At 67.9% G+C, this 23189-nt stretch carries 22 protein-coding genes, 1 tRNA gene and 2 pseudogenes; 13 read left to right on the top strand and 12 right to left on the bottom strand.

The window, feature by feature from the left end:
* Positions 1 to 126: 126 nt before the first annotated feature.
* The 5 genes from EL340_RS09360 to EL340_RS09340 form a co-directional block, all read right to left on the bottom strand.
* Entirely contained in the window at positions 127 to 849 is a 723-nt protein-coding gene (locus EL340_RS09360) for a hypothetical protein (RefSeq protein WP_126414363.1), read from the bottom strand.
* 609 nt (positions 850 to 1458) lie between these two features.
* Positions 1459 to 2412: a hypothetical protein gene (locus EL340_RS09355; protein WP_126415417.1), complete on the bottom strand. Its 954-nt coding sequence runs from the start codon at positions 2410 to 2412 to the stop codon at positions 1459 to 1461.
* A 375-nt stretch (positions 2413 to 2787) separates the two neighbouring features.
* Positions 2788 to 3852, bottom strand: coding sequence for an IS630 family transposase (locus EL340_RS09350; protein ID WP_126413152.1), 1065 nt, complete (start codon positions 3850 to 3852; stop codon positions 2788 to 2790).
* A 9-nt stretch (positions 3853 to 3861) separates the two neighbouring features.
* Positions 3862 to 5580 (bottom strand): alpha/beta hydrolase, encoded by a 1719-nt coding sequence (locus tag EL340_RS09345; protein WP_126414362.1) that lies wholly within the window; start codon positions 5578 to 5580, stop codon positions 3862 to 3864.
* 81 nt (positions 5581 to 5661) lie between these two features.
* Positions 5662 to 5958, bottom strand: a complete 297-nt coding sequence (locus tag EL340_RS09340; RefSeq protein WP_126414361.1) for an MFS transporter — start codon at positions 5956 to 5958, stop codon at positions 5662 to 5664.
* Positions 5959 to 6177: 219 nt separating this feature from the next.
* Between EL340_RS09340 and EL340_RS09335 the strand changes: the two genes are divergently transcribed.
* From EL340_RS09335 to EL340_RS09325, 3 genes are all read left to right on the top strand, one after another.
* The gene (locus EL340_RS09335; protein WP_126414360.1) at positions 6178 to 6870 is read left to right on the top strand and encodes a TetR/AcrR family transcriptional regulator; all 693 of its coding nucleotides are present in this window, start codon (positions 6178 to 6180) and stop codon (positions 6868 to 6870) included.
* Between the two features lie 54 nt (positions 6871 to 6924).
* Positions 6925 to 7632, top strand: coding sequence for a M50 family metallopeptidase (locus EL340_RS09330; RefSeq protein WP_126414359.1), 708 nt, complete (start codon positions 6925 to 6927; stop codon positions 7630 to 7632).
* 209 nt (positions 7633 to 7841) lie between these two features.
* Positions 7842 to 9059: a sugar ABC transporter substrate-binding protein gene (locus tag EL340_RS09325; protein WP_126414358.1), complete on the top strand. Its 1218-nt coding sequence runs from the start codon at positions 7842 to 7844 to the stop codon at positions 9057 to 9059.
* 65 nt (positions 9060 to 9124) lie between these two features.
* Here EL340_RS09325 and EL340_RS09320 read toward each other — a convergent pair.
* Positions 9125 to 9198: transfer RNA gene (locus tag EL340_RS09320), tRNA-Gly, on the bottom strand.
* Between the two features lie 222 nt (positions 9199 to 9420).
* On the opposite strand from EL340_RS09320, the gene EL340_RS15465 reads away from it, so the two are divergent.
* The 3 genes from EL340_RS15465 to EL340_RS15825 all read left to right on the top strand — a co-directional run bounded on the left by EL340_RS15465 (position 9421) and on the right by EL340_RS15825 (position 11802).
* A complete protein-coding gene (locus tag EL340_RS15465) occupies positions 9421 to 9909 on the top strand; it encodes a TM2 domain-containing protein (RefSeq protein ID WP_232022976.1) in 489 nt (162 codons plus the stop codon).
* A 133-nt stretch (positions 9910 to 10042) separates the two neighbouring features.
* Positions 10043 to 10678: a dCTP deaminase gene (gene dcd / locus EL340_RS09310; RefSeq protein ID WP_126414357.1), complete on the top strand. Its 636-nt coding sequence runs from the start codon at positions 10043 to 10045 to the stop codon at positions 10676 to 10678.
* Positions 10675 to 11802: a hypothetical protein gene (locus tag EL340_RS15825; protein WP_126414356.1), complete on the top strand. Its 1128-nt coding sequence runs from the start codon at positions 10675 to 10677 to the stop codon at positions 11800 to 11802. Before dcd ends, EL340_RS15825 begins: the two co-directional genes overlap by 4 nt.
* Here the strand turns inward: EL340_RS15825 and EL340_RS15820 are convergent.
* A pseudogene (locus EL340_RS15820) lies at positions 11778 to 12578 on the bottom strand (3'-5' exonuclease); the annotation flags it as partial. The gene EL340_RS15825 and the pseudogene EL340_RS15820 overlap by 25 nt on opposite strands.
* Before the next feature lie 220 nt (positions 12579 to 12798).
* Here EL340_RS15820 and EL340_RS09295 point away from each other — a divergent pair.
* Positions 12799 to 13665, top strand: a complete 867-nt coding sequence (locus EL340_RS09295) for a serine hydrolase domain-containing protein (protein ID WP_126414355.1) — start codon at positions 12799 to 12801, stop codon at positions 13663 to 13665.
* A 25-nt stretch (positions 13666 to 13690) separates the two neighbouring features.
* Here the strand turns inward: EL340_RS09295 and EL340_RS09290 are convergent, their stop codons facing one another.
* Both EL340_RS09290 and EL340_RS09285 read right to left on the bottom strand, forming a co-directional pair.
* Complete coding sequence (locus EL340_RS09290; RefSeq protein WP_126414354.1) at positions 13691 to 14416, bottom strand: NPCBM/NEW2 domain-containing protein; 726 nt, start codon at positions 14414 to 14416, stop codon at positions 13691 to 13693.
* 337 nt (positions 14417 to 14753) lie between these two features.
* On the bottom strand, positions 14754 to 16256 hold the full coding sequence (locus EL340_RS09285) for an MFS transporter (RefSeq protein WP_197722292.1): 1503 nt from the start codon (positions 16254 to 16256) through the stop codon (positions 14754 to 14756).
* A 157-nt stretch (positions 16257 to 16413) separates the two neighbouring features.
* On the opposite strand from EL340_RS09285, the pseudogene EL340_RS15460 reads away from it, so the two are divergent.
* Both EL340_RS15460 and EL340_RS15455 read left to right on the top strand, forming a co-directional pair.
* A pseudogene (locus tag EL340_RS15460) lies at positions 16414 to 16635 on the top strand (helix-turn-helix domain-containing protein); the annotation flags it as partial.
* 121 nt (positions 16636 to 16756) lie between these two features.
* Positions 16757 to 17290, top strand: coding sequence for an MmyB family transcriptional regulator (locus EL340_RS15455; RefSeq protein WP_331860822.1), 534 nt, complete (start codon positions 16757 to 16759; stop codon positions 17288 to 17290).
* Between the two features lie 164 nt (positions 17291 to 17454).
* Here the strand turns inward: EL340_RS15455 and EL340_RS09275 are convergent, their stop codons facing one another.
* From EL340_RS09275 to EL340_RS09265, 3 genes are all read right to left on the bottom strand, one after another.
* A complete protein-coding gene (locus EL340_RS09275) occupies positions 17455 to 17949 on the bottom strand; it encodes a hypothetical protein (protein ID WP_232022974.1) in 495 nt (164 codons plus the stop codon).
* A gap of 385 nt (positions 17950 to 18334) precedes the next feature.
* Entirely contained in the window at positions 18335 to 18814 is a 480-nt protein-coding gene (locus tag EL340_RS09270) for a hypothetical protein (RefSeq protein WP_232022973.1), read from the bottom strand.
* Positions 18815 to 19243: 429 nt separating this feature from the next.
* Entirely contained in the window at positions 19244 to 20053 is an 810-nt protein-coding gene (locus EL340_RS09265; RefSeq protein ID WP_126414351.1) for an exodeoxyribonuclease III, read from the bottom strand.
* A 62-nt stretch (positions 20054 to 20115) separates the two neighbouring features.
* On the opposite strand from EL340_RS09265, the gene EL340_RS09260 reads away from it, so the two are divergent.
* The 4 genes from EL340_RS09260 (at position 20116) to EL340_RS09245 (ending at position 23121) form a co-directional block, all read left to right on the top strand.
* Positions 20116 to 20889 carry an SDR family NAD(P)-dependent oxidoreductase gene (locus tag EL340_RS09260; RefSeq protein WP_126414350.1) on the top strand — a complete coding sequence of 258 codons (774 nt, stop codon included), beginning with the start codon at positions 20116 to 20118 and terminating at the stop codon, positions 20887 to 20889.
* Positions 20890 to 21136: 247 nt separating this feature from the next.
* Positions 21137 to 21634, top strand: coding sequence for a thiol peroxidase (tpx, locus tag EL340_RS09255; protein WP_126414349.1), 498 nt, complete (start codon positions 21137 to 21139; stop codon positions 21632 to 21634).
* A gap of 129 nt (positions 21635 to 21763) precedes the next feature.
* Positions 21764 to 22333: an orotate phosphoribosyltransferase gene (pyrE, locus tag EL340_RS09250; RefSeq protein ID WP_126414348.1), complete on the top strand. Its 570-nt coding sequence runs from the start codon at positions 21764 to 21766 to the stop codon at positions 22331 to 22333.
* A 68-nt stretch (positions 22334 to 22401) separates the two neighbouring features.
* A complete protein-coding gene (locus EL340_RS09245; RefSeq protein WP_126415414.1) occupies positions 22402 to 23121 on the top strand; it encodes a TrmH family RNA methyltransferase in 720 nt (239 codons plus the stop codon).
* The last annotated feature ends 68 nt before the right edge of the window (positions 23122 to 23189 follow it).

The following is a 23189-nucleotide window of genomic DNA, read 5'->3' as shown; positions in this document are numbered from 1 at the left end:
GGCGGTGTCCCCAGCCCTGGAGCTCTGCCGTCATCAGACGCATCGATCTCGATCTGCTGGTTTTCTGATGCGTCTTCCACGTGTCCTCGACGACCCCGATACATAGGTGGGCCGGGAAGTGAGTTCTTACAGTTGGGCGGCTTTCTGGAGGATGTCGGCTTCCTGCTGTCCTATTCTGCCGTCGTCCTTGGGGGCCCAGGTTCCGCCCTTGCATACGAGAGTTCGCCAGGGGTCGTCGTAGCTGGCTGTTGTGTTGAGGTTGAGCTCGGACAGTCCTGCGGCGTGGCAGTCGGCGACGGCGTGCACGACGGGCGCTGCGGCGTCGGCAGTCAGGCCGCCATCGTCTGTGGCCACGCCGGTAACCGACATGGAGCCTGGGGTTGCCTCGAGCTCGATCGAGCCGGTGGCGCTGGTCTGACTGCTCGCAGTGATGACCTGCTCGATGGGTGGGGCGGCGAACTGCCCGTCCTCGTTGCTGGTGGATGTCACCTGCCAGTCGGCCATGGTGAAGAGCTTCCGTGTGCGTGAACCGGAGGGGCTGGTCAGTGAGGTCGGAGGAGCTCCGACTTCTCCGTAGTCGATCTCCAGAGCGGAGGATCCTCCTCGCCTGATGGTCTTGGCCTCGCCGACTGGGGTCAGGGCGCGTGTGGTGCTGGAGACGATGTCGGTGGTGGCGCGGCTGGCGTCGAAGTCGGCTGCGATGCTGGTGTCTTCCAGGGTCCATGACATGGACACGGTGAGCGTGATCTTCTGGACGCCGCCCCTGGTGTGGAGGGCTGCCTCGTGGGTGGAGGCCAGCAGGTCAGCGGCCTGCTGGGCGGTGGTGCCGTCTTTGAGGCTGATAGTCACGCGAGCTGAGATATCCGACGGAGTGGAGGCCTCGGATGACGCGGAGGGTGTTGAGGTGACGAGTGGGCTGTGGCTGAGGTGGTCGGCCGCGGCCTGGGCGATCCTGCGGGCGTGAGCACGATCTGCCGGTCCGGCTTGAGGGTGCAGACTCGCATCGATCCGGACGAACGCCATCCAGATACCCACCATTCCCACGATCACCGCAATAATCACCACCAGGCACCCTCTGAAGAGACGGTCTGGTGACTTACGGGGCAACTTTGAGGGCTCCTCAGTAGGTGATGCCTGAGCATCGGAGATCGTGCTGGATTGAAATTTCGGCTCGTCAGCAAGACTCTCCTGGTTGCCGCCCTCCTGCTCATGGCTGGACTCGCTGCGGGGGCAGGTATCGGTAGTGTGATCGTCTCCAAGCTCGGCCTTCCAACGGCTGCCGTCACCGGCCTCACCTGCTGATGCTGAGTTGCCCTGATCCGAGGGTACGGAATGATGGTCCTGGTCGGGTTCGGTGCGTTCGTCGGGCACTGGCTGCTCCCTTTCTGGCTGCTTGACCTGTCGTCTTGGGGTGGCTGATCGTCGTGACGGCGCAGGTGCTGCCCGGTTGGTGGTCGTCTAGAGCTCGGTGGCTTTTTGGAGAATGGCGGCCTCGTCCTGACCTCTGCTGCTCTCGTGCTTGGGAGTCCAGGTGCCGTTGTTGCAGGTGAAGGACAGCCAGCGGTCGTTGTCGCTGGAGAGGCCTCGTTGTACTTTGTCGTTGAGCTGGAGTGTGGTCAGGTTTGCGGCGTGGCAGTCTGCGACGGCGTGGACGACGGGGGCAGCGGTCTCGGGGGTCAGGCTCTTGGTGTCGTCGGTGACCAGGCCGGTGACTGACAGGGTGTCGTTGTCGAGGTCGATGGTGCCGGTGGTGCTGGCCTGGCTGGCGGCGGCGATGACCTGTTCGAAGGCGACGGTGTTGGGGAACTGTCCCTCTTTGTTGCTGGTGGAGGTGACTTTCCAGCCGTTGAGGGTGAAGGTCCTGGAGGAGTTGGGGGTGCCTGGTTGTGTGAGGGTGGTGGGGGTGGTGGTGACCTGCCCGTAGTCGGCCTGCAGTGCTGAGTTCTCGCCTTCGCGTGTGATCGTGCTGGCCTGGCCTGCGAGGGCCAGGTCGCGACGGACCTTGTCGCTCAGGGTGGTGTCTGAGCCGCCTGATCCGTCTGAGTCGCGGCAGCTGAAGTAGGTGTTGATGTCGGTGCCCTGAAGGTTGCCGGTGAAGGTGATTCCGACGGTGATGGCGCCCCATATGCTGTGTTTCTGGGCGGTGCGGCAGGTTGAGGGCAGTATGTCGGCGAGGTTGTCCACGGTGGTGTCGGTCTTGATGTGGGCCTCGACCTCGGCGACTGAGCCGGTGCCGGAGTCGGCTCCTGCGTACGTGGTCCGTGCTGACTGGATGTGTGAGTTGCTGGAGAGGTGCTTGACGGCGGCCTTGGCGACGTCCTGGGCGCCGGCGTTGCCGGGGCCCAGGCGCGGGTCCAGGCCGGCTGCCACCCAGTAGAGGAATGCGCCGAGGAGTACCAGGAGGACGACCATGCTCACGCAGCCGATCTTGAAACACCCCGGCCCGTGGGAGGAGCCCTGCGTGGGCGGGGCCTGCTCTACAGGGTCTACAGAGACTGCAGGGTCCGCAGGGTCTGCGGGTGCTGACTCCGGGGGAGCATCGTCGGAAGCCTCATCGTGTTGTCGGTCATTGTCAGTTGTTTTGTCTTGAGGGGGAGGGGACTGTTTGTCGGAACTGTTGTCAGTTTCGTTTCTCATGTTCGACGCCGGTTCGAATCGTGAATACGGTGCAGGTGTGTTGCGTGCAAGGCTGCCACATTGTGGTGCTCAATGAACTTGGTTGTCCCTGAGGGGTCAGGGTGAGGTGGGTGCTAGAACTTTTTCGGAACGACGTAACTGTGGCGGTCTTTAATCAAGCTTTTCTTGGGTTGGTGTGATGGGTAGGTGCTCGAAGTCGTAGTCGAAGGTGCGGCTGGTGATGTAGCTGGTGAATGCGGTGTAGGTTTCCTCGGGGTTGTCTCGTTGTATGTTTGAGATGTTCTTCTTGGCGGTGTTCCAGACGTGCTCTATTGGGTTGTGGTCGGGCGCGTAAGGAGGTAGGTAGATCGGCCTGACGCGCTCCAGGGCCTGGCCGGGCTCATACAGGTCAGTGACCGCCTTGGCGTGGTGGAAGCCGGCGTTGTCAAGAACAACAGCGATCTTGTCGTTTGCCGTCTCGCGTACCAGACGGGCCAGGGCCAGGGTGACCTGCTCGGCGTTCTGGTTGCCCTCGATGGGGTAGACGCGCACCTGCTTGCTGGTCAGGCTCAGGGCGCCGAAGAAAGACTGGGCCGAGCGTTCTCGGTCGACATAGATCTTGGTCCGACGGCCGGTGGGCAGCCACATACGCCGGGTGACGGCCTCGTGCTCGACGCGCACCTCGTCGACGGTGTAGACCTCCCAGCCCCGGGCCAGCAGGTCGGCGACCTCCTGACGGACCTGGTCCATTCGCTCGGTGACGGCGGCCTCGTCGCGGCGCTTGTCGAAGGGGTCGGGCAGCTTGAAGCTCATCCCCACGAAGCGCAGGAGCAGCTGGTAGGAGGAGTCTGAGGCGTACTCCACGCCGAACTTGATCCGCACCACGTCACGCAGGGCCGGTACGTCCCAGAAGTCCGCCCTGATCCCGCTCTGGGCCGGTGGCCTACTCAGGATCCGCTTGAGCTGCTCCTTGTGGGCGCGGGTGAGCTTGGCGGCGTTCTCGTTGCCGGCGTGCCCAGTGACAACCGAGTGCAACCTGGAGCACCGCCAGCGGCGCAGCCAGTTGCTCACCGTCCTGCGGCTGCGGCCGACCATCTCAGCGATAACACCCGTGCCGACACCACGAGAGGCATACAAAATGGCCTCAGCCTTTAAACGCACCAGGACGAACGAGTCACCGCGTTTCTTCCACGCCAGAAGAACATCCCGCTCCTCCGCAGTCACATCAACAACCACACACACATTCTATATCGATACCCCCAAAACCACCCGACAACACAACCCCAGAAGGAAACTTTGTTTAATGCCGGCCATGGGCTTGTCTCCTCGCAGGATCTCGCCTAGGTTGTGGGCGGATGTTGTCTCTGGCTTGGTGTACATGGAGTGGCCGCCGGATGGGCCCAGTCCGGCTTCGCGGTGCATGCTTGTGTCCAGTTCTGTGTAGTCTGAGTCTGGGGAGGAGATGGGGTCCTCTCCGAATCCTGGAAGCCACCAGGACTGAGAGGCGACGGGATCGCCTGGAGCCTGGGCCGCATACATGTGGTTGGGCAGCATTCCTAGTTCAGAGGCGTCGACGGAGCCTGGGCCTGGTGATCCGGCGACCGCCACGTCGTCTGGTGCGTCTGACAGTTCCAGTGCATTTCCTGTGACGTTCGAGCCGTACGAGTGTCCGTACGCAACCATGTGGGGGTCTCCATGGTGGGTGGCTTGAAGGCCCTCGTAGAAGTCGGCCAGTTCGGGAGCGGCTTTCTTGGCTTCGTTGTCGTTGAGTACGGTTCCCTCGGACATGCTTAGGGTCTCTTGCCAGCCGGGGGCGTCGTATCCTAGCCAGGTCACTCCCGCCACGGTTTCCTGGTCTTCATTGCCGGCGGTGGATTGTTCCAGGCCGCTTTCTTTCATGATGGTCTCGGTTCCGTCAACGGAGCCACCCTGCTGCCCATTCTTTGCGATCCCATTCTCCACGGTGGTTGTCATGCCGGGGGTGTGGACGACGACGTGATCGGCGTTGTCCACATCTCCGGAGGCGACTGCGGCTCGGAAGTGGTCACCACTATTGTCCAGCACCATGATCGTTCGCCCCTTCGCGTCCTTGCGCTCCCCCTTGTCGTCGAAGAACATGGCTGATAGTGCGTGAATGTCGTGCTGTCTCTTCAGTAGCGCTTCGTACTCTGGGTTAGGTGTCTCTGTGTAGTAACCAGACCCACCGGCGGTGGAGTGCCACGTTACTGTTTTCTTGGGTTCAAAGTCAGCAACTTTCTGGTCGATCTCGTGCTCCATAATGGGGAGCCACACCATGTTCGCCTCGTGTCGGTCGTTTGAGGGGATTCCGTCGAGATTTCCGATCCAGGAGGGGTGCTTCTCAATGATATTCTGCCGCTGCGCGTCGGTCAGCGAGGTCCACCAGTCATTCACCTGGCTGGGTGTCCACTTCGGGTTCGGGGGCCTCTCGCCGTGGTTGACTACCTCAGGGCTCGGACCGTTGGCGGTGTCATCCAAGGATGCGATCTTATCAAACACGGAAGCAATGAAGGTGACGGTGTCGTTCCCTTGGTCAATAAGATTGTCGAGCTCGGCCTGGTATGAGTTGACTTCGTTTTGAGGGTAAGGTCCTTGGTAGGTGGGTGATGTTGTCACTGCCTCTCCGACAATGGTTAGGTTGTCGCGTTGTATGCTCCACTGAAGGTTGTAGGCGGCGTTTTTGATCTCCGTGACGGTGCCTGATGCGTCCTTGAGGTCGTTGCCGGCACTGCTCAGTCCGGTCCACAGGTCCTCGGCGTCGTCGGCCAGGATCCGCCGTGCCTTGGCCTCGGCCTCGGCGGTCTGGCCGGACAGGCCATCGCCCAGGCCCTCCTTTTTGAGGTCGGCGTTGACCTGCTCGTACTTGTGTGAGGCGGCCACCAGGGCGTCGCCGGCCTCGTAGAGCTCGGTGCCGTCCCAGGACAGCAGGTCGTTAAAGGTAACCAAGAGCTTCTCCAGACGTGTGAAGGATGGTCGGTCGCTAAAGAGAGAGTTGTGTCAAGCGGGGCTGGTGGTGCGTGGTGCTGGTCAGCTGTGCCCGCTCTTGGGGGTGCAGGCCGCGGCGCCGTCTGCGGCATTGAGCTGGTTGGTGGCGTTGTAGATGCCGTTGGAGTGATTAGTCAGCCGGTTGACGAAGGTCGTGCGCGCCTTGGAGACCGCGTCGGCCGCCGTTGAGGCCTTGCCCGACAGTCCCGCACCGGTCAGGCCGGTCGTCGAGGAACGAACGTCGGAGTCCCCACCCGAGGCGTTGACCTCGCTGACGCAGTTGTCCACCTCCGACCTGATCTTCGCCGTCGTCGCCTCACAGGTCTGCAGATCCGCCATCGATCCCGCCCCTTCCTCGCAGCGGTGGTCCACTCACCATCGACAATGTGCTGTTGCGAATACACTGTGACCGCCGGAGGCCACAGTGAGCCAACTGTCCAGATAGTAGCTCGGCTCCGCCGCATGCGAGGGAGTTAGCAACGACGTATTAGAAACCCAGGTCCACCGGTTTCCTGACACTTCTATCGCCCCCGTCATCTCGTAGGTTAGGGTGACCTCATGCCGAAGATCCTGGGTTCCTCACTGGCCGAGCATCGAGAGCGCACGCGCACGGCCCTGTTCCAAGCGCTCTCCGAGCTCATGAGCCAGCGCAGCTTCGACAAGATCACCCTGTCCGACGTCGCCAACCACGCGGGTGTGGGGCGCACGGCCGTCTACAACCACTTCGCGGACAAGGAGGACCTCCTCCTGGCCTTCATGGAGCACGAGGCCGGCCGCTACGCCGAGGAGCTCTCCCGGGCGCTGGCCGGGACGGAGGACCCGATCGACCGCCTGCGCATCTACGTGCGCCAGCAGGCCCTCATCGCCCGCCACTTCCACTTCCCGACGTCGGGGCCGCTGGCCAACTCCGTCTCCCGCGGCACCGCCGGTCGCCTGCGGGCCCACGGCGCGCTCCTGGCCCAGATGCTCTCCTCGATCCTCACCGACGCCATGGACCAGGGCCTCATCCCCGCCCAGGAGCCCGAGCAGGTCATTCCCCTCATCCACGCCACCGTTATGGGCGGGCGCCCGACCCCCACGGACCCGGAGCGGCGCCGGGCCTACCTGGACTCCCTGGACGCCTTCGTGCTGCGGGCGGTAGGGGCCCGCCAGCCGGCTCACGCCGTCCCGACCATTGCCCGCCCCCACGCCACCGAGCCGGTGGAGGGGGTCGGCCGACCCGGTTCGCTTCGTCACAGCGCGGTCGGCTGACAGCGTGCGCCGTGGGCTGCCGTGCGCACAGGTGCGCCTGGCAGACTTCCGCCCGTGAACCTGAGCTGGACTGATACCTGGAACGACCTGCTGGCGCGCGCCTCGAACGTCGTCGGTCTGGATCCCGGCGTGCTGTGGCCGGCGCTGGCGATCCTCTTCATCGTGCTGGCATGGGGCCCGGCTCGCCGCTGGGGCCGCACCCTGGTGACGATCGTCCACGAGGCCGGGCACGCCGCCGTCGGCCTCATGGTGGGGCGGCGCTTCCTCGGCTTCGTCGTCAGCCGGGACCTGTCCGGGCACGCCGTCACCTCCGGCAAGCCCGCCGGCCCCGGCCGGGTGGCCACCTCCTGGGCCGGCTACCCGGCGCCCGCGGTCCTGGGCGCCGTCGTCGTGCTTCTGGCGCTCCACGGCTGGGCGAGCGCGGTCCTGCTGCTCGGGCTGGCCATCCTGGCGGTCCTGCTGGTCATGTCCCGCTCAGTGCGCACGGTCCTCCTCGTCCTGCTGGTGGCGGTCCTGACCGGCTCGCTGTGGTGGTGGGGAGGATCGTGGCGCGACGGCGTCGTGGCCGGGATCGGGCTGGCCCTCATCGTCGGGGCCTGGGACTCCTTGCGCGACGTCGCCGTCTCGCGTGATCCGCAGCAGGACCATCGCACGCTGGCCCAGCTGACCGGCCTTCCCGCCGGGGTGTGGCTGGCGACCTGGTTCCTCGTGGACGCACTGGCCACCGGCGTCGTCGTGCTGGCCCTGCGCGATCTTCTGTGAGGCGGGGCCCGGTGCCGGACGCATGACCTCCTGCCGGCCCGGGCCGACCTGCGCTCCAAGATGGCCTAATCTTCCTCCTGGCGACGCCGAGCCCCGCGGGCCCGTCCGCCGTCCCCACCCGACGTCGATCGCCGCGCCTTCCTGCGCGCCGCCGGCGGCCGGGGACCATCCCGCTCCCGGGCACCCCGGGATTCCCTCAAGGAGAACACATGATGCTGACCCGTCGGACCCTCGGCCTGACCACCCTGGGACTGGCCGTCTCGGCCACGCTCGCCGCCTGTTCGTCGAATTCCCAGGACGAGGCCACCGAGGCGGGCAAGATGGCGCTCATCGTCTCCGACGCGGGTGAGACCGCCTCGGAGGAGCTGTCCAAGGCGGTGGAGGCCTTCACCAAGGAGACCAAGGTGGAGGTGGACGTCAAGACCGTCTCCGACATCTCCCAGGAGCTGGCCCGCGGGATCACCGCCGACCCGACCGTTGACGTCGTCGTCCTCAACCCGGCGCAGCTGTCCAGCTACGCCGGCTCCCTGCACGCCTGGGACCAGGGCTCGACCGCCGTGAAGGACGCCCACCCCGCCCTGGTGACGAGCGCCACCAGGCAGGGGAGGATCAGCGCTGCGCCCAGGGACGTCTCCACGCTCGCCCTGTTCATCAACACCTCGCTGTGGTCGGCGGCGGGCCTGGGCGAGTCGGTCTACCCGACCACCTGGGAGCAGCTCGAGCAGGTGGCCGCCTCCCTCACCTCCGACGGCGTCGTCGGACTGACCCTGGACGCCTCCTACTCGCGCGTCGGCGCCTTCATGGTCCAGGGCGGCGGGGGGCTGACCAGCGCCGACGGCACCCAGGCGACGGCCTCCTCCGAGGGGTCGGTCGCGGGACTGACCGAGGTCAAGAACCTCCTGTCCTCCGGCTCGGCCGGTTGGGGCGCCGACCTGCCCGCCGGGTCGGCGGCGGATGCCTTCGGTCAGGGGCAGGCCGCCATGGCGGTGGAGACGGACGCCCTGGTGAAGACCCTGGCGGATGTCTACTCGGGCGTCTCCTACGCGGTCGTTGAGCTGCCGGCCGGCAGTGGCGGCAAGGGGACCCTGCAGTTCCCCTCCTTCTACGCAGTGGTCGAGGCCTCCAAGCACAAGGCCGACGCCATCCGGCTCGTCGAGTACCTCACCGGCGCCGAGCGGCAGGTGGCCCTGGCCGGCGCTGCGGGGACAGTGCCCGCCGGCCGCTCCGCCGGTGAGACCTGGAAGGGCAAGCACGCCGACCAGGCCGCCTTCCTGGCCGGCGTCGAGTACTCCCAGGCCGTGCCCTCCGCCCCTGGTGTCTCCGACGTCATCGCCAACCTCGACAACGAGCTGCCGGGGCTGGCCGCGGGCGACCCCGCCGCCATCCTGGCCGGCGCCCAGGTGAACCTGGAGGCTCTCCTGTCCTGACGTGGCGGGCGACCGACGACAGACGACAACGAGGGCCCGGACCGTGATGGTCCGGGCCCTCGGGCTGGAGCGGGTGACGGGAATCGAACCCGCGCTGTCAGCTTGGGAAGCTGAAGTTCTACCATTGAACTACACCCGCGTGGCACCGGTGGACCTGCGTCCCAGGTGCGTGCGGAAGTCTAACCCAGACTCCGGCCGTCTGCGCAAATCGATCTCAGGAGGTTCGCCTAACGTGTCGGCGGGGTGCCGGCGGAGCGCCGGCGCACTGCCGTCCTCACCGTGGACAGGCCCTGCCGGCGATGGCCTCTGCCGTTAGAATCGCAGATGTTCCTCCGGACACCTCGACGCATGCGGTGAGTACATGACCTATCCGACAGATCCCTTCGATCCCGCCTCGGGCCTCCAGCCGGATGCACCGGCGCTTCCCCCAGGATCCTCTGCGGGGGAGCACCCGGGGGCTGAGTACCCGCCCAACGCCGGTCAGCCCGGTTACGGAGCGCAACCTGGATACGACCCACGGGCGGGCTACGGGCCCCAGCCCGGTTACGGTCCCGGCTATGCTCCGCCGCCCGGATACGGCCCCTATCCGGGCTACGGTCCCGCCCCGGGCAAGTCCAAGGTGGCCGCCGGTGTCCTGGCGCTGCTCATCGGCACCCTCGGGATCCACAACTTCTACCTCGGTTACACGGGCAAAGGCCTCATCCAGCTCCTGGGCTCGCTCCTCAGCTGTGGAATCCTGGCCCTTCCAATATGGATCTGGGCCTTCGTCGAGGGGATCCTCATCCTGACGGCCCGGCCGGGCGAGCCGCCGTGGGGCGTTGATGCCGACGGTCTGCCGCTGAGCAGCTGAGGGGCGAGCAGGACGGGCCTGGTCCGTCCGGGGCTCGTCCGGACCCGTGCGGGGGAAGTCCGCGGGGGAAGTCACTGGCGCCGTCGGGAGACGTGGTTCCTGCACTCCTCGGCAACCTGGCACAATCGGGCCCGTGCTGCTCTCCGACCGCGATATCCGCACCGAGCTCGACGCCGGACGGGTCGTCCTCGACCCCTGCGACCCTGAGATGATTCAGCCGGCCTCCATCGACGTGCGCCTGGACCGCTGGTTCCGTCTCTTCGACAACCACCGCTACCCGGTCATTGACCCGGCCGCGGACCAGGAGGGCCTCACCCACCTGGTCGACGTCGGCGCCGACGAGCCCTTCGTCCTGCACCCCGGCGAGTTCGTCCTGGGGGCCACCTACGAGCGCATCACCCTGCCCCACGACGTCGCCGCCCGCCTGGAGGGCAAGTCGAGCCTGGGCCGCCTGGGCCTGCTGACCCACTCCACCGCCGGGTTCATCGATCCCGGCTTCACCGGGCACGTCACCCTGGAGCTGTCCAACACGGCCACCATGCCCATCAAGCTCTGGCCGGGTATGAAGGTGGGGCAGCTGTGCTTCTTCCGCCTGTCCAGCCCCGCCCAGGCCCCCTACGGATCGGGAGCCACCGGCTCGCGCTACCAGGGGCAGCGCGGACCGACGGCCTCGCGCTCCCACCAGTCCTTCCACCGCACCCGTATCCCCGACGCCCCGGCGGCCCCCGCCGACGGCGCCGGTTCCGTCCCCCAGGAGAAGCACGCATGAGCGACTCGACCGACTTCGCCGTCTCCCTACCCACCGACACCGGTACCTTCACGGCCTCCTCCATGCTGCCGGTCGGCCTGCTGGACACCAACCACGTCCTGCTCCTGGCCGACGATGTCGCCCCCGACGAGGTCGAGGCCCTGGCCCTGTCCCAGGACATCCAGGCGGGCTGGGTGGGGGTCTCCAGCCTGCAGCTCTTCCCCGGGGTCTCCCTGCTGGGCCCCTGGCAGGTTGACGCCGAGATGCGTAACCTCCTCGGGGCGCCGGAGTGGACCACGCAGCTGATGATCCTGGACTGCCCCCGAGTGCGCGCCGGCGCCCTGCCGGCCGAGCTCGCCGGCCTGGACCCGCTGTCCGACGCCTTCCCTCACGCCCAGCCCACCGGAGCCGAGCTGGTGGCCCTGACCCGCCTGCGCGCCATCGCCCGGCGCCTGGCCGGGGCCCTGCGACTCATTCCCGGTGGGGACACGGAGGAACCGGTCCTGGTCGAGCCCAGCCCCGAGGTCTCCGCCTCCCTGACCGTCTACGCCCCGGTGTGGCTCGGCCCGGAGGACCTGGCGGCCGTCCTGCGGCCCGTGGCCCCCGAGGTGACCACCGCCCTGGAGGCCGTCCAGCCCCGGGGCGCCGTCGGGCTCGATGCCATCGATCCCGAGCAGCTGGAGAGCCTCGTGGAGCGCATCGGCCCGGAGGTCTTCGAGAAGGCCTGGCGCGGCTCGGAGAAGGTCCGCCAGGACACGATGCGCCAGGAGATCGTCGCCGCCGCCACCGGCAACGTCATCGAGGAGATACGCGACGGCTACGCGGTCGTGACCCCGGTCGACCCCGAGCACGAGGGCTGGGGCCGCATCGAGGTGCGCGCCGGCGCCACCGACGGGCTGCCGCTGGCCGTGCGCGGGGAGCCGTGGGCCCGCGGGGCGGTCCTGTCCTACGACCTGCGCTGGATCCCCCAGGACCAGGCCGACGCCTACGCCGAGGTGGTCTCCCGCTCCCGGCGCCGCGAGCGTCAGACGGCCCGGGACCTGGTGGAGGAGCTAGCCACCGTCCTGGTCTCCGCCGTCTCCGGGGTCGCCGTGGACGACGACGGGTTCCTCGTCTCCCTGGGCGAGGACGCCGAGGAGGCCTGAGACTCGGGCCGGGGGCGCTCGGCGCCGGGGGTCGTGCGCGCCGTCAGGTGCTCGACGCCGGCCCGCGCCCTTCCCGCGTCCCAGTGCCAGCCGGTGAAGCGCCGGGCGTCGACGAGCGCCCGGGCCCAGGGCACCGGCTCCTCGCCCCGCTGCGCCCCCACCGCCAGGTAGTGGCGCAGGAGGCCGGCGGCGGCCAGAGCGTCGTCGAGCGCGTTGTGGTGGCGGCCGATCTCCACCCCGGCCACCTCGCAGCAGGTGGTCAACCGGCGCGACGGCGTCGTCATGAAGTGGCGCGCCCACTCCATCGTGCACACCCGCGGCACCCGCGCGCCGCGGTCGAGCAGCCCCCGCGTCCCCAGCGCCTGGGTGAGGAAGCCGACGTCGAAGCGGGCGTTGTGGGCCACGATCGCCCGCCCGGCCAGGTCGGCCACGAGCAGGTCGGCGACGTCGTCGAGCCCGGGCGCCCCGATGAGCTCCTCGGCGACAAGACCGTGAATGTGAGTGGGGCCGACATCCACGCCCGCGCCGGGGTCGATGAGCGTGGACCAGCTGCGCTCGACCCGCCCGGAGGCATCGGTGAGCACGAGCGCGATCTCCAGGATCGAGTCCGTCGTAGGGGACAGGCCCGTGGTCTCCAGGTCGACGACGGCGTAGCCGACACCGGCGGCCTCGGCCAGGTCCTCAGGTGTGAGAGCGGCCGCCGCCTGTGCGGGAGCCATGGGGGACAGGGGGCGCAGCGGGCCGCGGTCGGCGGGCGGGCGGTGGTAGAAGGGCATCGCCCCGATCCTCTCGCGAGCGGGCGCAGTTCGCAGACTCGCGGCGCGCCGAGTTCTGCGCGGCCCTGTCCGGGCTGTCCCCGGCTCCGATCCGGCCGGCGCTCGAGGCCGTACCCCGCGGCTCGCGGGCCGCACCGGGGCCTCGGGTCTGGAGGCGTAAGGTACGGTCGCGAGGGAGCAGGCCTCCCGCGTTGAGACACGATCCTGGCGAGGAGAAGCGATGAGCATCCCGGACACCTCTCAAGCGGACGCCGTCCTGCCGGCCCTGGCCGACTTCCCCTTCCCGACCGCCCTCGTGGTCACCGGCGCCCCTGCCGCCGACGACGGTGTGCTCCTCGAGGCGGGTGAGGTCGACGAGGTCTTTCCCTTCGCCTCGGTCACCAAGCCGATCGTCGCCTGGGCGGCCCTGGTCGCCGTCGAGCGGGGGCTGCTGGACCTGGACGCTCCTGCAGGACCGCCGGCCCCGGAGGGGGCGGCCATCGGGAACCTGCTGTCCCACTCCTCGGGGATCGCGGCCGACTCCGACGAGCGCCTGGCCGCTCCGGGCGTGCGCCGCATCTACTCCAACCGCGGCTTCGAGATCCTGGGGGACCGGCTCCAGGAGGCCACCGCCACGCCCCTGGAGACCTGGGTGGAGGCCACGGTGCTCGAGCCCCTGGGGATGGCCAGCGTCCTCATCCCCGGTTCGCCCGCCCACTCCGGTGAGGGCAGCGCCCGCGACCTGTCACTGTTCGCCCGCGAGCTGGCCGCGCCGAGACTCGTCTCGCCCGCGCTCGCGGCCCGGGCTTGCGCACCGGTCCTGCCCGGGCTCGACGGCGTCCTGCCCGGTTACGGGCGCCAGACCCCCAACTCGTTCGGTCTGGGGGTGGAGGTGCGCGGATCCAAGTCCCCGCACTGGACGTCCGGGGGCAACAGCCCGCAGACCTTCGGGCACTTCGGCCAGTCCGGTTCCTTCATATGGGTGGATCCGGTCGCCGAGCGCCAGGCCGTCTTCCTGGGAGCCGAGCCCTTCGGGGCACTTCACCGCAAGACGTGGCCCGCGCTGGGCGACCAGATCCTGGCGTTGTCAGGGGATCACGGCCGGTGATGGCCGCCCGCCCCGCAAGCGCGCGTCACTCGGCTTTGACGTTGAAGATGACGCCGGTGGTGGACTTGTCGTCTATCAGGGGCTTTTCCTGCTTCTGGGTGATGGGCGTGAGCGTGATCTTCAAGGCGTTGACGTTCGCGACGTTGACGTCGAAGGGGTGCGCGTCGTTGAAGGGGACGTCAACCGTCTCGATCTCCTTACCATCGGCGAAGACGGCCACCCTCACCAGGAGGTCGGAGCTCTCGGAGTCATTGGCCTGACCGACGTTGAACGTGACTTTCTGGAACTTGTTGGCCAGACGCAGCTCGATCTCGCCGGTGTGCAGCCAGTCGAGCTTGGTGCCGACTCCCATGGTGTTGGTGGTCGAGGCGACGTCGTAGCGCTTCTCCTCCCAGCTGCTGCCCGTGGCGGGCTGCTGGAAGTCTGAGAGCCGAAGCTCGCGTCCCTTGCTGTTCTCCGGGGTGAGGCCGTTCGTGGTGGCCTCCGCGGAGGGGTTGCCGGAGGTGGTGGCGGATGCTGCATCGGTGGCGCCGGCGGTGGTAGTGGCCGTGGCAGAGGCCGATGCGGACGCGGTGGCGCTGGGAGTGGCGGATGCGGAGGGGGTGGAGGTCGTGGCCTTCGAGGCCGAGGCGGAGGACGTCGATGGCGATGAGGAGAAGGGCAGGCTGCCGCAGGCGGCCAGCGACAAGGTGGCGACGGGAATGAGAGCGGTGGCGATTCGACGTGCGGGAGAGAGTTTCGAGGAGTTCATGGCGAGAGAATAGCGACGCCGGTCGGTGGATTCTACTGTGATTCCGGAGTCCGGGACGGGGGAAATGGAGAAGTATTCGATTTCGACCGGTTGAGGTAATATATTTGTGAGCCGCATGAAGTCTTGACATCATTGGAGAATCTGGGTCCTGGCGGAAATTTTGTGTCCCCGTCTCGGAGGTGTGTGAGGCCCCCTTCTCCGGGATGGGTAATATTCCCCTAGGGCCGTGGTCTTATTTATCCGGGCGCCTCATGGTTCTCTGTGCTGAGCGGCGCCAGAGTCCGTATCGTATCGAGAGGTTGCGCTTATTCCAGCGGGTGTTATCACAGCGCCGGGCTCACTGCCCGGATCGGGACAACCACCTGAAGGCGAGAGCACCCAGAGCCGCGCACAGGAGCACGGCCAGGGCCACGGCGAGGTGAAAACCGTCGACGAAGGCCGCCTTCGCCTGGGTGGCGGTGGAGGAGGTGAGTGCTCCGGCGTCGAGAGTCTCCCCGAGAGCGGGGGCCAGCCCGGGCCCGCGAAGGCGGAACATGAGGGTCGCCGTCGAGCCCAGAAGGGCGATGCCCAACGCGTTCCCGATCTCGTTGGAGGTCTCGGCGATCGCTCCAGCAGCACCGGCGCGCTCCGGGGGAACGGCCCCAACGGCGGCATCGGCCACCAAGGAGAAGGAGATACCGTAACCGAGCCCGGCGACGGCAGTGGAGGCGATGAACCAGCCGATGCCCTCGGTGGTGCGAGTGAGCAGCAGCAGGGCCAGCCCGCCGGCCATCGTGACGTGGCACGTGAGCAGAGCCCTGCGCTGACCGACCCGCTCGGCCAGCGCGGGAGTCAGGACGCAGGAGGCTGTCAGGACGAGTGCGCCGGGAAGGGCGAGCAGCGCTGCGGTGAGAACCGACAGGCCCAGGACGGACTGCAGGTAGACGCCGCTTAGATAGGCCGCCGCGGACCACACGACCAGTGAGATCACGCCGGTGAGGATGGCGATGGTGAAGACCTTGCCCCTGAACAGCCCGACGTCGACCAGGGGGTGCTCCAACCGGCGCTGTCTCGCGAGGAACCAGACCAGCAGGCCGGACCCCGCGGCCGCCGACATCGCGACCAGTGGAGACAGGTCATAGGCCGCCGCCCGTTTCACGGCGTAGACGGTCAGGAACATGCCGGCGGCGGACAGGTCGATGCTGAGGAGGTCCACCGCGGCGGGGCGGGCGGCTCTGACCTCGCGCAGGACGAAGGGTGCCGCGAGCAGAAAGACTGCGACGACCGGCAGATTGATGAGGAACACCGAGCCCCAGAAGAAGCGGCTCAGCAGCAGCCCTGCGATGACCGGGCTGATGGCGAAACCCGTGGCGAAGGTCGCGGCGAAGATCCCGATCGCCCGGGAGCGCAGACGAGGGCTCACGAACAGCTCGCTGAGCACTGCGAGTCCGGAGGGCAGGAGTGTCGAACCGCCCAGACCCATAACCGCGCGCGAGGCGATCAACCAACCGGGGGAGGGGGACAGGGCCGCCAGCCCCGAACCGACGCCGAAGACGAGGGCCCCGCCGATCAGGAACCGCAGGCGTCCGAACCGGTCGCCGAGGTTGCCGAAGGTGATGAGCAACGAGCTGACGGCGAAGCCGTAGATGTCGAGGATCCACAGCGCCTCATCGGCGCTGGGCCCGATGGATCGGGTGATGGTGGGCATCGCCAGGAAGAGCACCGAGCCGTCCATGGAGACCAGCAGCACCGGACCAAGCACCACCAAGAGGCCGAGCCAGGCGCGCCGCGGAGCGCGGTCGTCCTGGTCGAGGGGGCTGGGGGCCGAGGGGCAGTGGGCGGGTACGTCCGTCGTGTTCATGCCCATCATGCTCGGGGCCTCCGCCGTCACCGGCCATGCCCCTGGGGTGGGTACACCTCGCAGGGGTAGGCGCGGCGGATGACGGGTGCCTACGCTGAGCAGGACACCGGCTGAGGGACGACTGCAAGCGATGACGTGAAGGCGGGGTGGAGACGGAATGGAGACGGTGACGGCCACGGCAGAGGTCCCCGGCGAGACGCTGGGAGCGTTCCTGAGGACCCGCCGGGACCGGGTGACGCCGCAGGCCCTGGGGCTGAGCTCCTATGGGACGACCCGACGTGTTCCGGGGCTGCGGCGTGAGGAGCTCGCCCAGCTGGCCGGGCTGAGCGCGGGCTACTACACCCGGCTCGAGCAGGGGCAGGCGGGTCGCGCCTCCTCTCAGGTGCTCGACGCCCTGGCCCGGGTCCTGCGGCTCGACGGCGTCGAGACGACGCACCTGCACAACCTCGCCCGCGGTCCGGCTCTCTCCCGTCTGGAGGTACCGGACGAGGAGGAACCCGATTCGCACGTGCTCGCTCTTCTGCACGCCCTGGGGGAGAGCGTCCCAGCCGTCCTGCTGGGGGCGGCGAGGAGATGTCCTGGCGTGGAATCGGACCGGGCGCGCCCTGCTCGCCCCGCACCTGGACTACGGCTCGCCGCGCCTTGCCGGCACCAGGCCGTCCATTCCCCGAATGTTCTTTCTCGATCCCGTGCACCGAGGCCTCTACCGCAACTGGGAGGATCTGGCGCGTATCCACGTGGGATACCTGCGTCTGACGGCGGGGGTGCACCCCACCGATGCGCACCTGGCGGGGCTCATCGGTGAGCTTGCCATGCGCAGCCGGGTCTTCTCCCGGCTGTGGTCCACCGGAGAGGTTGCCGACTGCACCACCGGTCCGATGGATCTGGACCATCCGGATATCGGCCGCGTGGATGTCGACTATCAGATCTGGCTTCAGCCTGACAGTCCTGATCACCGCCTCGAGGTGTACACGCCGCGGGACGGCCCATCCCATGATGCGCTCAGGCGGCTGGCTGTCCGGGCTTCCAGCTAGGTCGTGTTGCGAAACTGGGCCCGCGGGGGATCTCTCGGAGCCGCAGTGAGCCACGTGACCCGTCGCGGTCGTAGGTTATGTCTCGCGTTCGAGGGGTAGAGGGTACGACCGCGCGACCTATCCTACGAACGCGCGGATGCCTCGCCGTGCTTTCGCAACACGACCTAGTTCTGCTTGATGGGGAGGGTGGCGTTCTCAAGATTGCGGACCGAGGCTGTCAGCCTGTCGGTGCTCACCTGCACCTCGGCGGTGCAGACAATGTGATCGCCCCGAGAGGACCGGCTGACACGAATACTACGATCGACGGGGCGTCCTGAAAAGTCGGCGTACTTCTGGCCGCAGTCGACATCGGCCGGTGCGTCATAGAACTCCTCGGAGGCGTGATCATCATCGCAGGAGGAGGGGTGGCCCTGACGGTTGAGGCACCTGCGGAACTCTCCGCCGTCCTTGTAGCCGTTGTGGTCGTTGTCGACCGTCCAGATGTCCTCGAGCGATGCACTCGGCATCCCGGAGGAGCGTTCGACGACGCACTGATCGTCCACGTTCTCAAACGGCCTGACGTCGATACCCGAGGCAAGGAGGTCGAGGCCCGGGACTCCGCCCATGTAGAGGATGAGCGATCCCTCATCGCAGGAGGCGCCGGCCGGTTTGGCGAACACCTCCCGGGAGTGCGGCGTCCCGCAGGGTGTCGGAGTGTCCCCGTTGTAGCAGCCTGCCTGCAGAGTTGGTGACGCGGAGATGTCCTCACTGCCTGGCGGGTCGCTCTCCCTCGGGGCCTGGGATTGTGATTCAGGGGTTGCATCTCCTGAGGGTCGCTGTGGTGCCTCCTGTGAAGGTGTGCTTTTCCCGCTGAGTCGGTCTACCAAAGAAAGAGTAGCCTCTGCGGCGCTTGGAAGAGCTGCGATCAGCGTTAGAATGGCAACAACTAGGCCAATGCTGACCTTCCGGCGCTTGGATAATCTGTGCCATAAGCCGATTATGCTATGGGATCGTGATTCTTCGGTGTGTCGGTTGGTGTTGCGTTTAAAGAACTTCACTGCGTCCTCATTCGAGTCTCATGTCGAACATGACTCCGGTGATGGATCCTGGTCGATAATTAGTTTTTCCTTCCGCTGTCAGTGGAAGGAGCTCGATCTTGAGGGCGTTGACATTCGATACGTCGACTTCGACCGGCTTGACTTCGTTGAAGGGAATGTCGATCAGCTGGTCGTTCTTGCCATCTTTGTATGTTCCTACTCGCAGGAGGAGATCTGAGGACTCTGAATCGTTTGCCTGTCCGGCCTTGAAGGTGAGCTTGGTGAATCGGTTCTCCAGTCGGAACTCGAGCTGTATCCCTCTCGTTCCTTCTAGCTTTGCTCCGATGCCGTTGATGCCGCTAGTGGTGGCCACGTTGTACAGGTTCTGCTCGAGCTCTTCCGGTGGGTGGAAGAAGTCTTCTCGTGTCAGGTCTCGGCCCTGGGTGTTGACGGGCGCTCCGGTGGCGGAGGTCGGTCCCGGGGTTCCGCCGTTGCTGGCGGCGTTCATTGGCGTTGTGGACTGGGTGGTCGCCGTGGTGCTGGCCGTGGGGGAGGAGGTGGTGGTCGGCGTCGGAGTCTCCGTGTGACTCGGGGAGGGTGAGGGGCTCTCGGTGGGTGGAGTCGTCGTCGGCTGCGTGCTGGGCTCGGAGGCGGTGCGCTGTCCCGAGCAGGCCGCCAAGGCGAGGGTTGCAAGGGCGGAGAGACTGATCGCGTTGCGCCGGCTGAGAGGCTGCTTCGAGCGTTTCATACGGGCATGATATTGCCGTTATTTCAGCAGAATGAAGGGGGTGAAGTGAGATCGTCCCACAAATAATTCCGAAATATTCTGACTGATTCGTCGATTGAGTTCTGCATGCCTGAGTGGCAGGCGGCCCACGGCTGGATGCCGGGCGGCTCCGTTTGGCCGCCCGCTCTTCTCGGTTTTGCTCTGCGGCCCTCAGTCGACCTCGACGATGACGGGGACGTGGTCGGAGGCGCCCTTGCCCTTGCGCTCATCGCGGTCGATGGCGGCGCCGGTGACGCGGCCCGACAGGGCCGGCGAGGCGTAGACGAAGTCGATGCGCATGCCCTCGTTCCTCGGGAAGCGCAGTTTCTGGTAGTCCCAGTACGTGTAGTTGGTGACCCGCTCACGGGTCACCTCCTGCATGCCAGCCTCGGCGAAGGCGGCGAAGGCCTCCCGCTCCGGCGCCGAGACATGGGTGGCTCCCTCGAAGACACTCATGTCCCACACGTCCTCGTCCCTGGGGGCCACGTTCCAGTCGCCCACCAGCGCCAGCGGGAGGTCGGGCTCGGACTCCAGGCAGGCGGCGACGTCGTCGCGCAGGACCCGCAGCCAGTCGAGCTTGTACGTGTAGTGCGGGTGGGTGAGCTCACGGCCGTTGGGCACGTACAGGCTCCACAGGCGCACGGGCGCCGATCCCGATGCACCTCCCACGGTCGCCCCCAGGGCCCGGGCCTCCACGGCGGGCTCGGCCTCGGGCTTGGCCGCCCAGCCGGGCTGACCCGGGAAGGAGGTCGCGACGTCGTCGAGCCCCACGCGCGAGGCGATCGCCACCCCGTTCCACTGGTTGAGCCCGTGAATCGCCAGCTCGTAGCCGGCGGCCTCGAAAGGCTCGACCGGGAACTGGTCGGGCCGGCACTTGATCTCCTGCATCGCCAGGGCGTCGATGTCCTGGCGCTCCAGGAAGGCCAGGACGCGGTCGACGCGAGTACGGATGGAGTTGACGTTCCAGGTGGCCAGACGCATGGCGGCAGCCTAGCCGGTGCGGTTCCCATCAAGCACTCAACAAGCGCCCGTAGCCTGCCGCCATGGGAACAGCACTTGTCACCGGGGCCACGAGCGGCCTCGGCCTGGAGTTCGCCTGGCAGCTCGCCCAAGCCCGTCACGATCTCGTCCTCGTCGCGCGCACTCCCGAGCGCCTGCGGGAGGTGGCCGAGGAGATGCGGCAGTTCGCCGGGGTGCAGGTGGAGACTCTGCGGGCCGACCTGTCCAGGCGTGACGAGCTCGAGCTCGTCGCCGAGCGCCTGCGCGATCCGGGCAGGCCTGTGGGGCTCCTGGTCAACAACGCCGGCTTCGGACTGGGGCAGCCCTTCGTCGGGGGTGACCTGGCCCGTGAGGAGCAGGCCCTTGACGTCATGGTCCGGGCGGTCATGGTGACCTCCCACGCAGCGGCCGGTGCCATGGTGGAGCGCGGTCGCGGCGCCATTCTCAACGTCTCCTCCATGACCGCTCACACCGCCATGGGCACCTACGCGGCCCACAAGGCCTGGGTGCTGCGGTTCACCGAGGGGCTGGCTGCCGAGCTCGCCGGCACCGGGGTGACCGCCACGGCGCTGTGCCCCGGTCTGGTGCACACCGGCTTCCACGCGGCGGCCGGGATCGACGAGACCCAGTGGGGGGACCCGCTGTGGCTGGACGCCGAGCGGGTCGCCATCGACGGGCTGGCCGCAGTGCGCCGCGGGCAGGTGATCTGTACCCCGAGCCTGCGCTACCGCAGCGCCAACGCCGCGCTGCGGCTGGCTCCCCGCTGGTTCGTTCGTCGGGTGGTCGGGCCCGAGCGCTCCGGCCGGGCCTCCGAGTAAGGCCGCAGAAGAAGTGTCACGGATGGCGACTATTCGCCCCCGATTCTTGTGAACCCTCGTCGTTGCTGACCTCCTCAACGACACTGACCGGCACAGATGCGAGACGACTGGTTGAGGACGGTATCGGAAAAGTCTCCCATCGTGACAGATCGGGGCGCATGCACCGGCTCGCAGCCCGATCTCACCCGGGAATCGCCCAGGGCTGAGGGCGGTGGTCAGGAGGCGGGTGACCTGCAACGATCTCAGCATGGCTTCCATTACCTTCCACGGAGACCCCGTCACCACCGTCGGCGAGCTGCCCGCTGTGGGCCAGGTCGCCCCCGCCTTCGATCTCGTGGGCGCCGACCTGGCCCCCGTCACCAGCCAGTCCCTGGCCGGCCGCCGCGTGGTCCTCAACATCTTCCCCTCGGTGGACACCGGGGTGTGCGCCGCCTCGGTGCGCCAGTTCAACAAGCTCGCCTCCGAGCTGGACAACACCACCGTGGTCTGCGTCTCCGCCGACCTGCCCTTCGCGGGCGCCCGCTTCTGCGGCGCCGAGGGCCTGAACAACGTGGTGACCGGATCGACCTTCCGCTCCACCTTCGGCACCGACTACGGCGTCACCGTGGCCGACGGCCCGGTGGCCGGCCTCATGTCGCGCGCCGTCGTGGTCCTCGATGAGAACGGCACGGTCCTCTACACCGAGCAGGTCCCGGAGGTCGGCCAGGAGCCCGACTACGACGCCGCCGTGGCCGCCCTGTCCTGATTCTTATCTGCGGCCGCCAGGCTGTCTGGAGTCCCGCCCCTCCCGCATGACGCGGGGGATGGGCGGGACTTCCGTCTTGGTGGGTTTCCATCCGGCGCGCGAGCCGCCGGTCCCACTACCATCGGAGCCGTGAGCACCAACGATTCCCACATCGCCCGCCTGGCCGAGCTCGTCAACGAGCTCTCCGTCGTCCGCGGCAAGGTCACCCTCGCCTCCGGCCTCGAGTCCGACTTCTACGTGGACATGCGCCGCGCCACCCTCCACCACGAGGCCGCCCCCCTCATCGGCCACGTCATGCTCGACATGCTGGAGGAGGCGGGACTCGGCACCGACGAGATCGACGCCGTCGGCGGCCTGACCATGGGAGCCGACCCCGTGGCCGCCGCCATGCTGCACGCCGCCGCCTCCCGCGGCCTGGACCTGGACGCCTTCGTCGTGCGCAAGGCCGCCAAGGACCACGGCATGCGCCGACGCATCGAGGGGCCCGACGTCACCGGGTGCTCCGTCGTCGTCCTGGAGGACACCTCCACCACCGGTGGCTCCCCGCTGGAGGCTGTCGAGGCCCTGCGCGAGGCGGGAGCCGACGTGCGGGCCGTCGCCGTCATCGTCGACCGAGCCACCGGTGCGCGCGAGCGTATCGAGGCCGCCGGCCTGCCCTACTACGCGGCGCTCGGTCTGGCCGACCTCGGCCTGGAGTGAGCGCCCGACGAGGCCCGTCGGCATCGGCTCACCGAGGCGAGGACGGCGGGGGCGTCAACCCCGCGGACCTGCCCGAGGGGGAGCACCGGCCGGCTGCGCCCGCAGCGGCTCCGGCCTCATCCTCCGCGCCTTCGGGGCTGAGCCCGGAGGAGGACCGGCCGGCCGACGTCCGCCAGGTCGGCGTCGGCCCCTGGCCCGGCGGTCCCGAGGCCTGGCCCACCGACGCCCGCTACGACCCCGAGCTGCTCGCGGGAGGAGACCGGCGCAACGTCGTCGACCGCTACCGCTACTGGACCGTCGCGGCGATCCGCGCCGACCTGGCCGCCCGCGCCCACCGGCTGCACATCGCCATCGAGAACGTCAGCCAGGACCTCAACATCGGCTCGATCGTGCGCAGCGCCAACGCCTTCAACGTCGCCGGTGTCCACATCATCGGCCGACGCCGCTGGAACAAGCGCGGCGCCATGGTCACCAACCGCTACCTGAACGTGCGCCACCACCCCGAGCCAGGTGAGCTGCTCGCCTGGGCGGCCGCCGAGGGCTACGAGGTCCTCGGCATCGACAACGGCCCCGGAGCGCAGCCCCTGGAGAGCGCGGCACTGCCCGAGCGCTGCCTCATGGTCTTCGGCTCCGAGGGTGAGGGCATCAGCGCCGAGCTGAGCGCCGGCTGCTCCCGCCTGCTGCGCATCGGCCAGTACGGCTCCACCCGCTCCATCAACGTGGCGGCCGCGGGGGCGGTGGCCATGCACACCTGGATCCTCCAGCACGCGGGCCCCGCCCCGGACTGAGCCTCCGGCCCGAATCGCCCCCGCCGCCTCCGCCGACGCCGCTGCGCCTCCGGGCACCCCCGAGGCCC

The organism is Actinomyces viscosus (genome assembly GCF_900637975.1).
In the GTDB taxonomy this organism is placed as follows: domain Bacteria; phylum Actinomycetota; class Actinomycetes; order Actinomycetales; family Actinomycetaceae; genus Actinomyces; species Actinomyces viscosus.
This window is presented reverse-complemented; position numbering and strand designations above follow the sequence as displayed.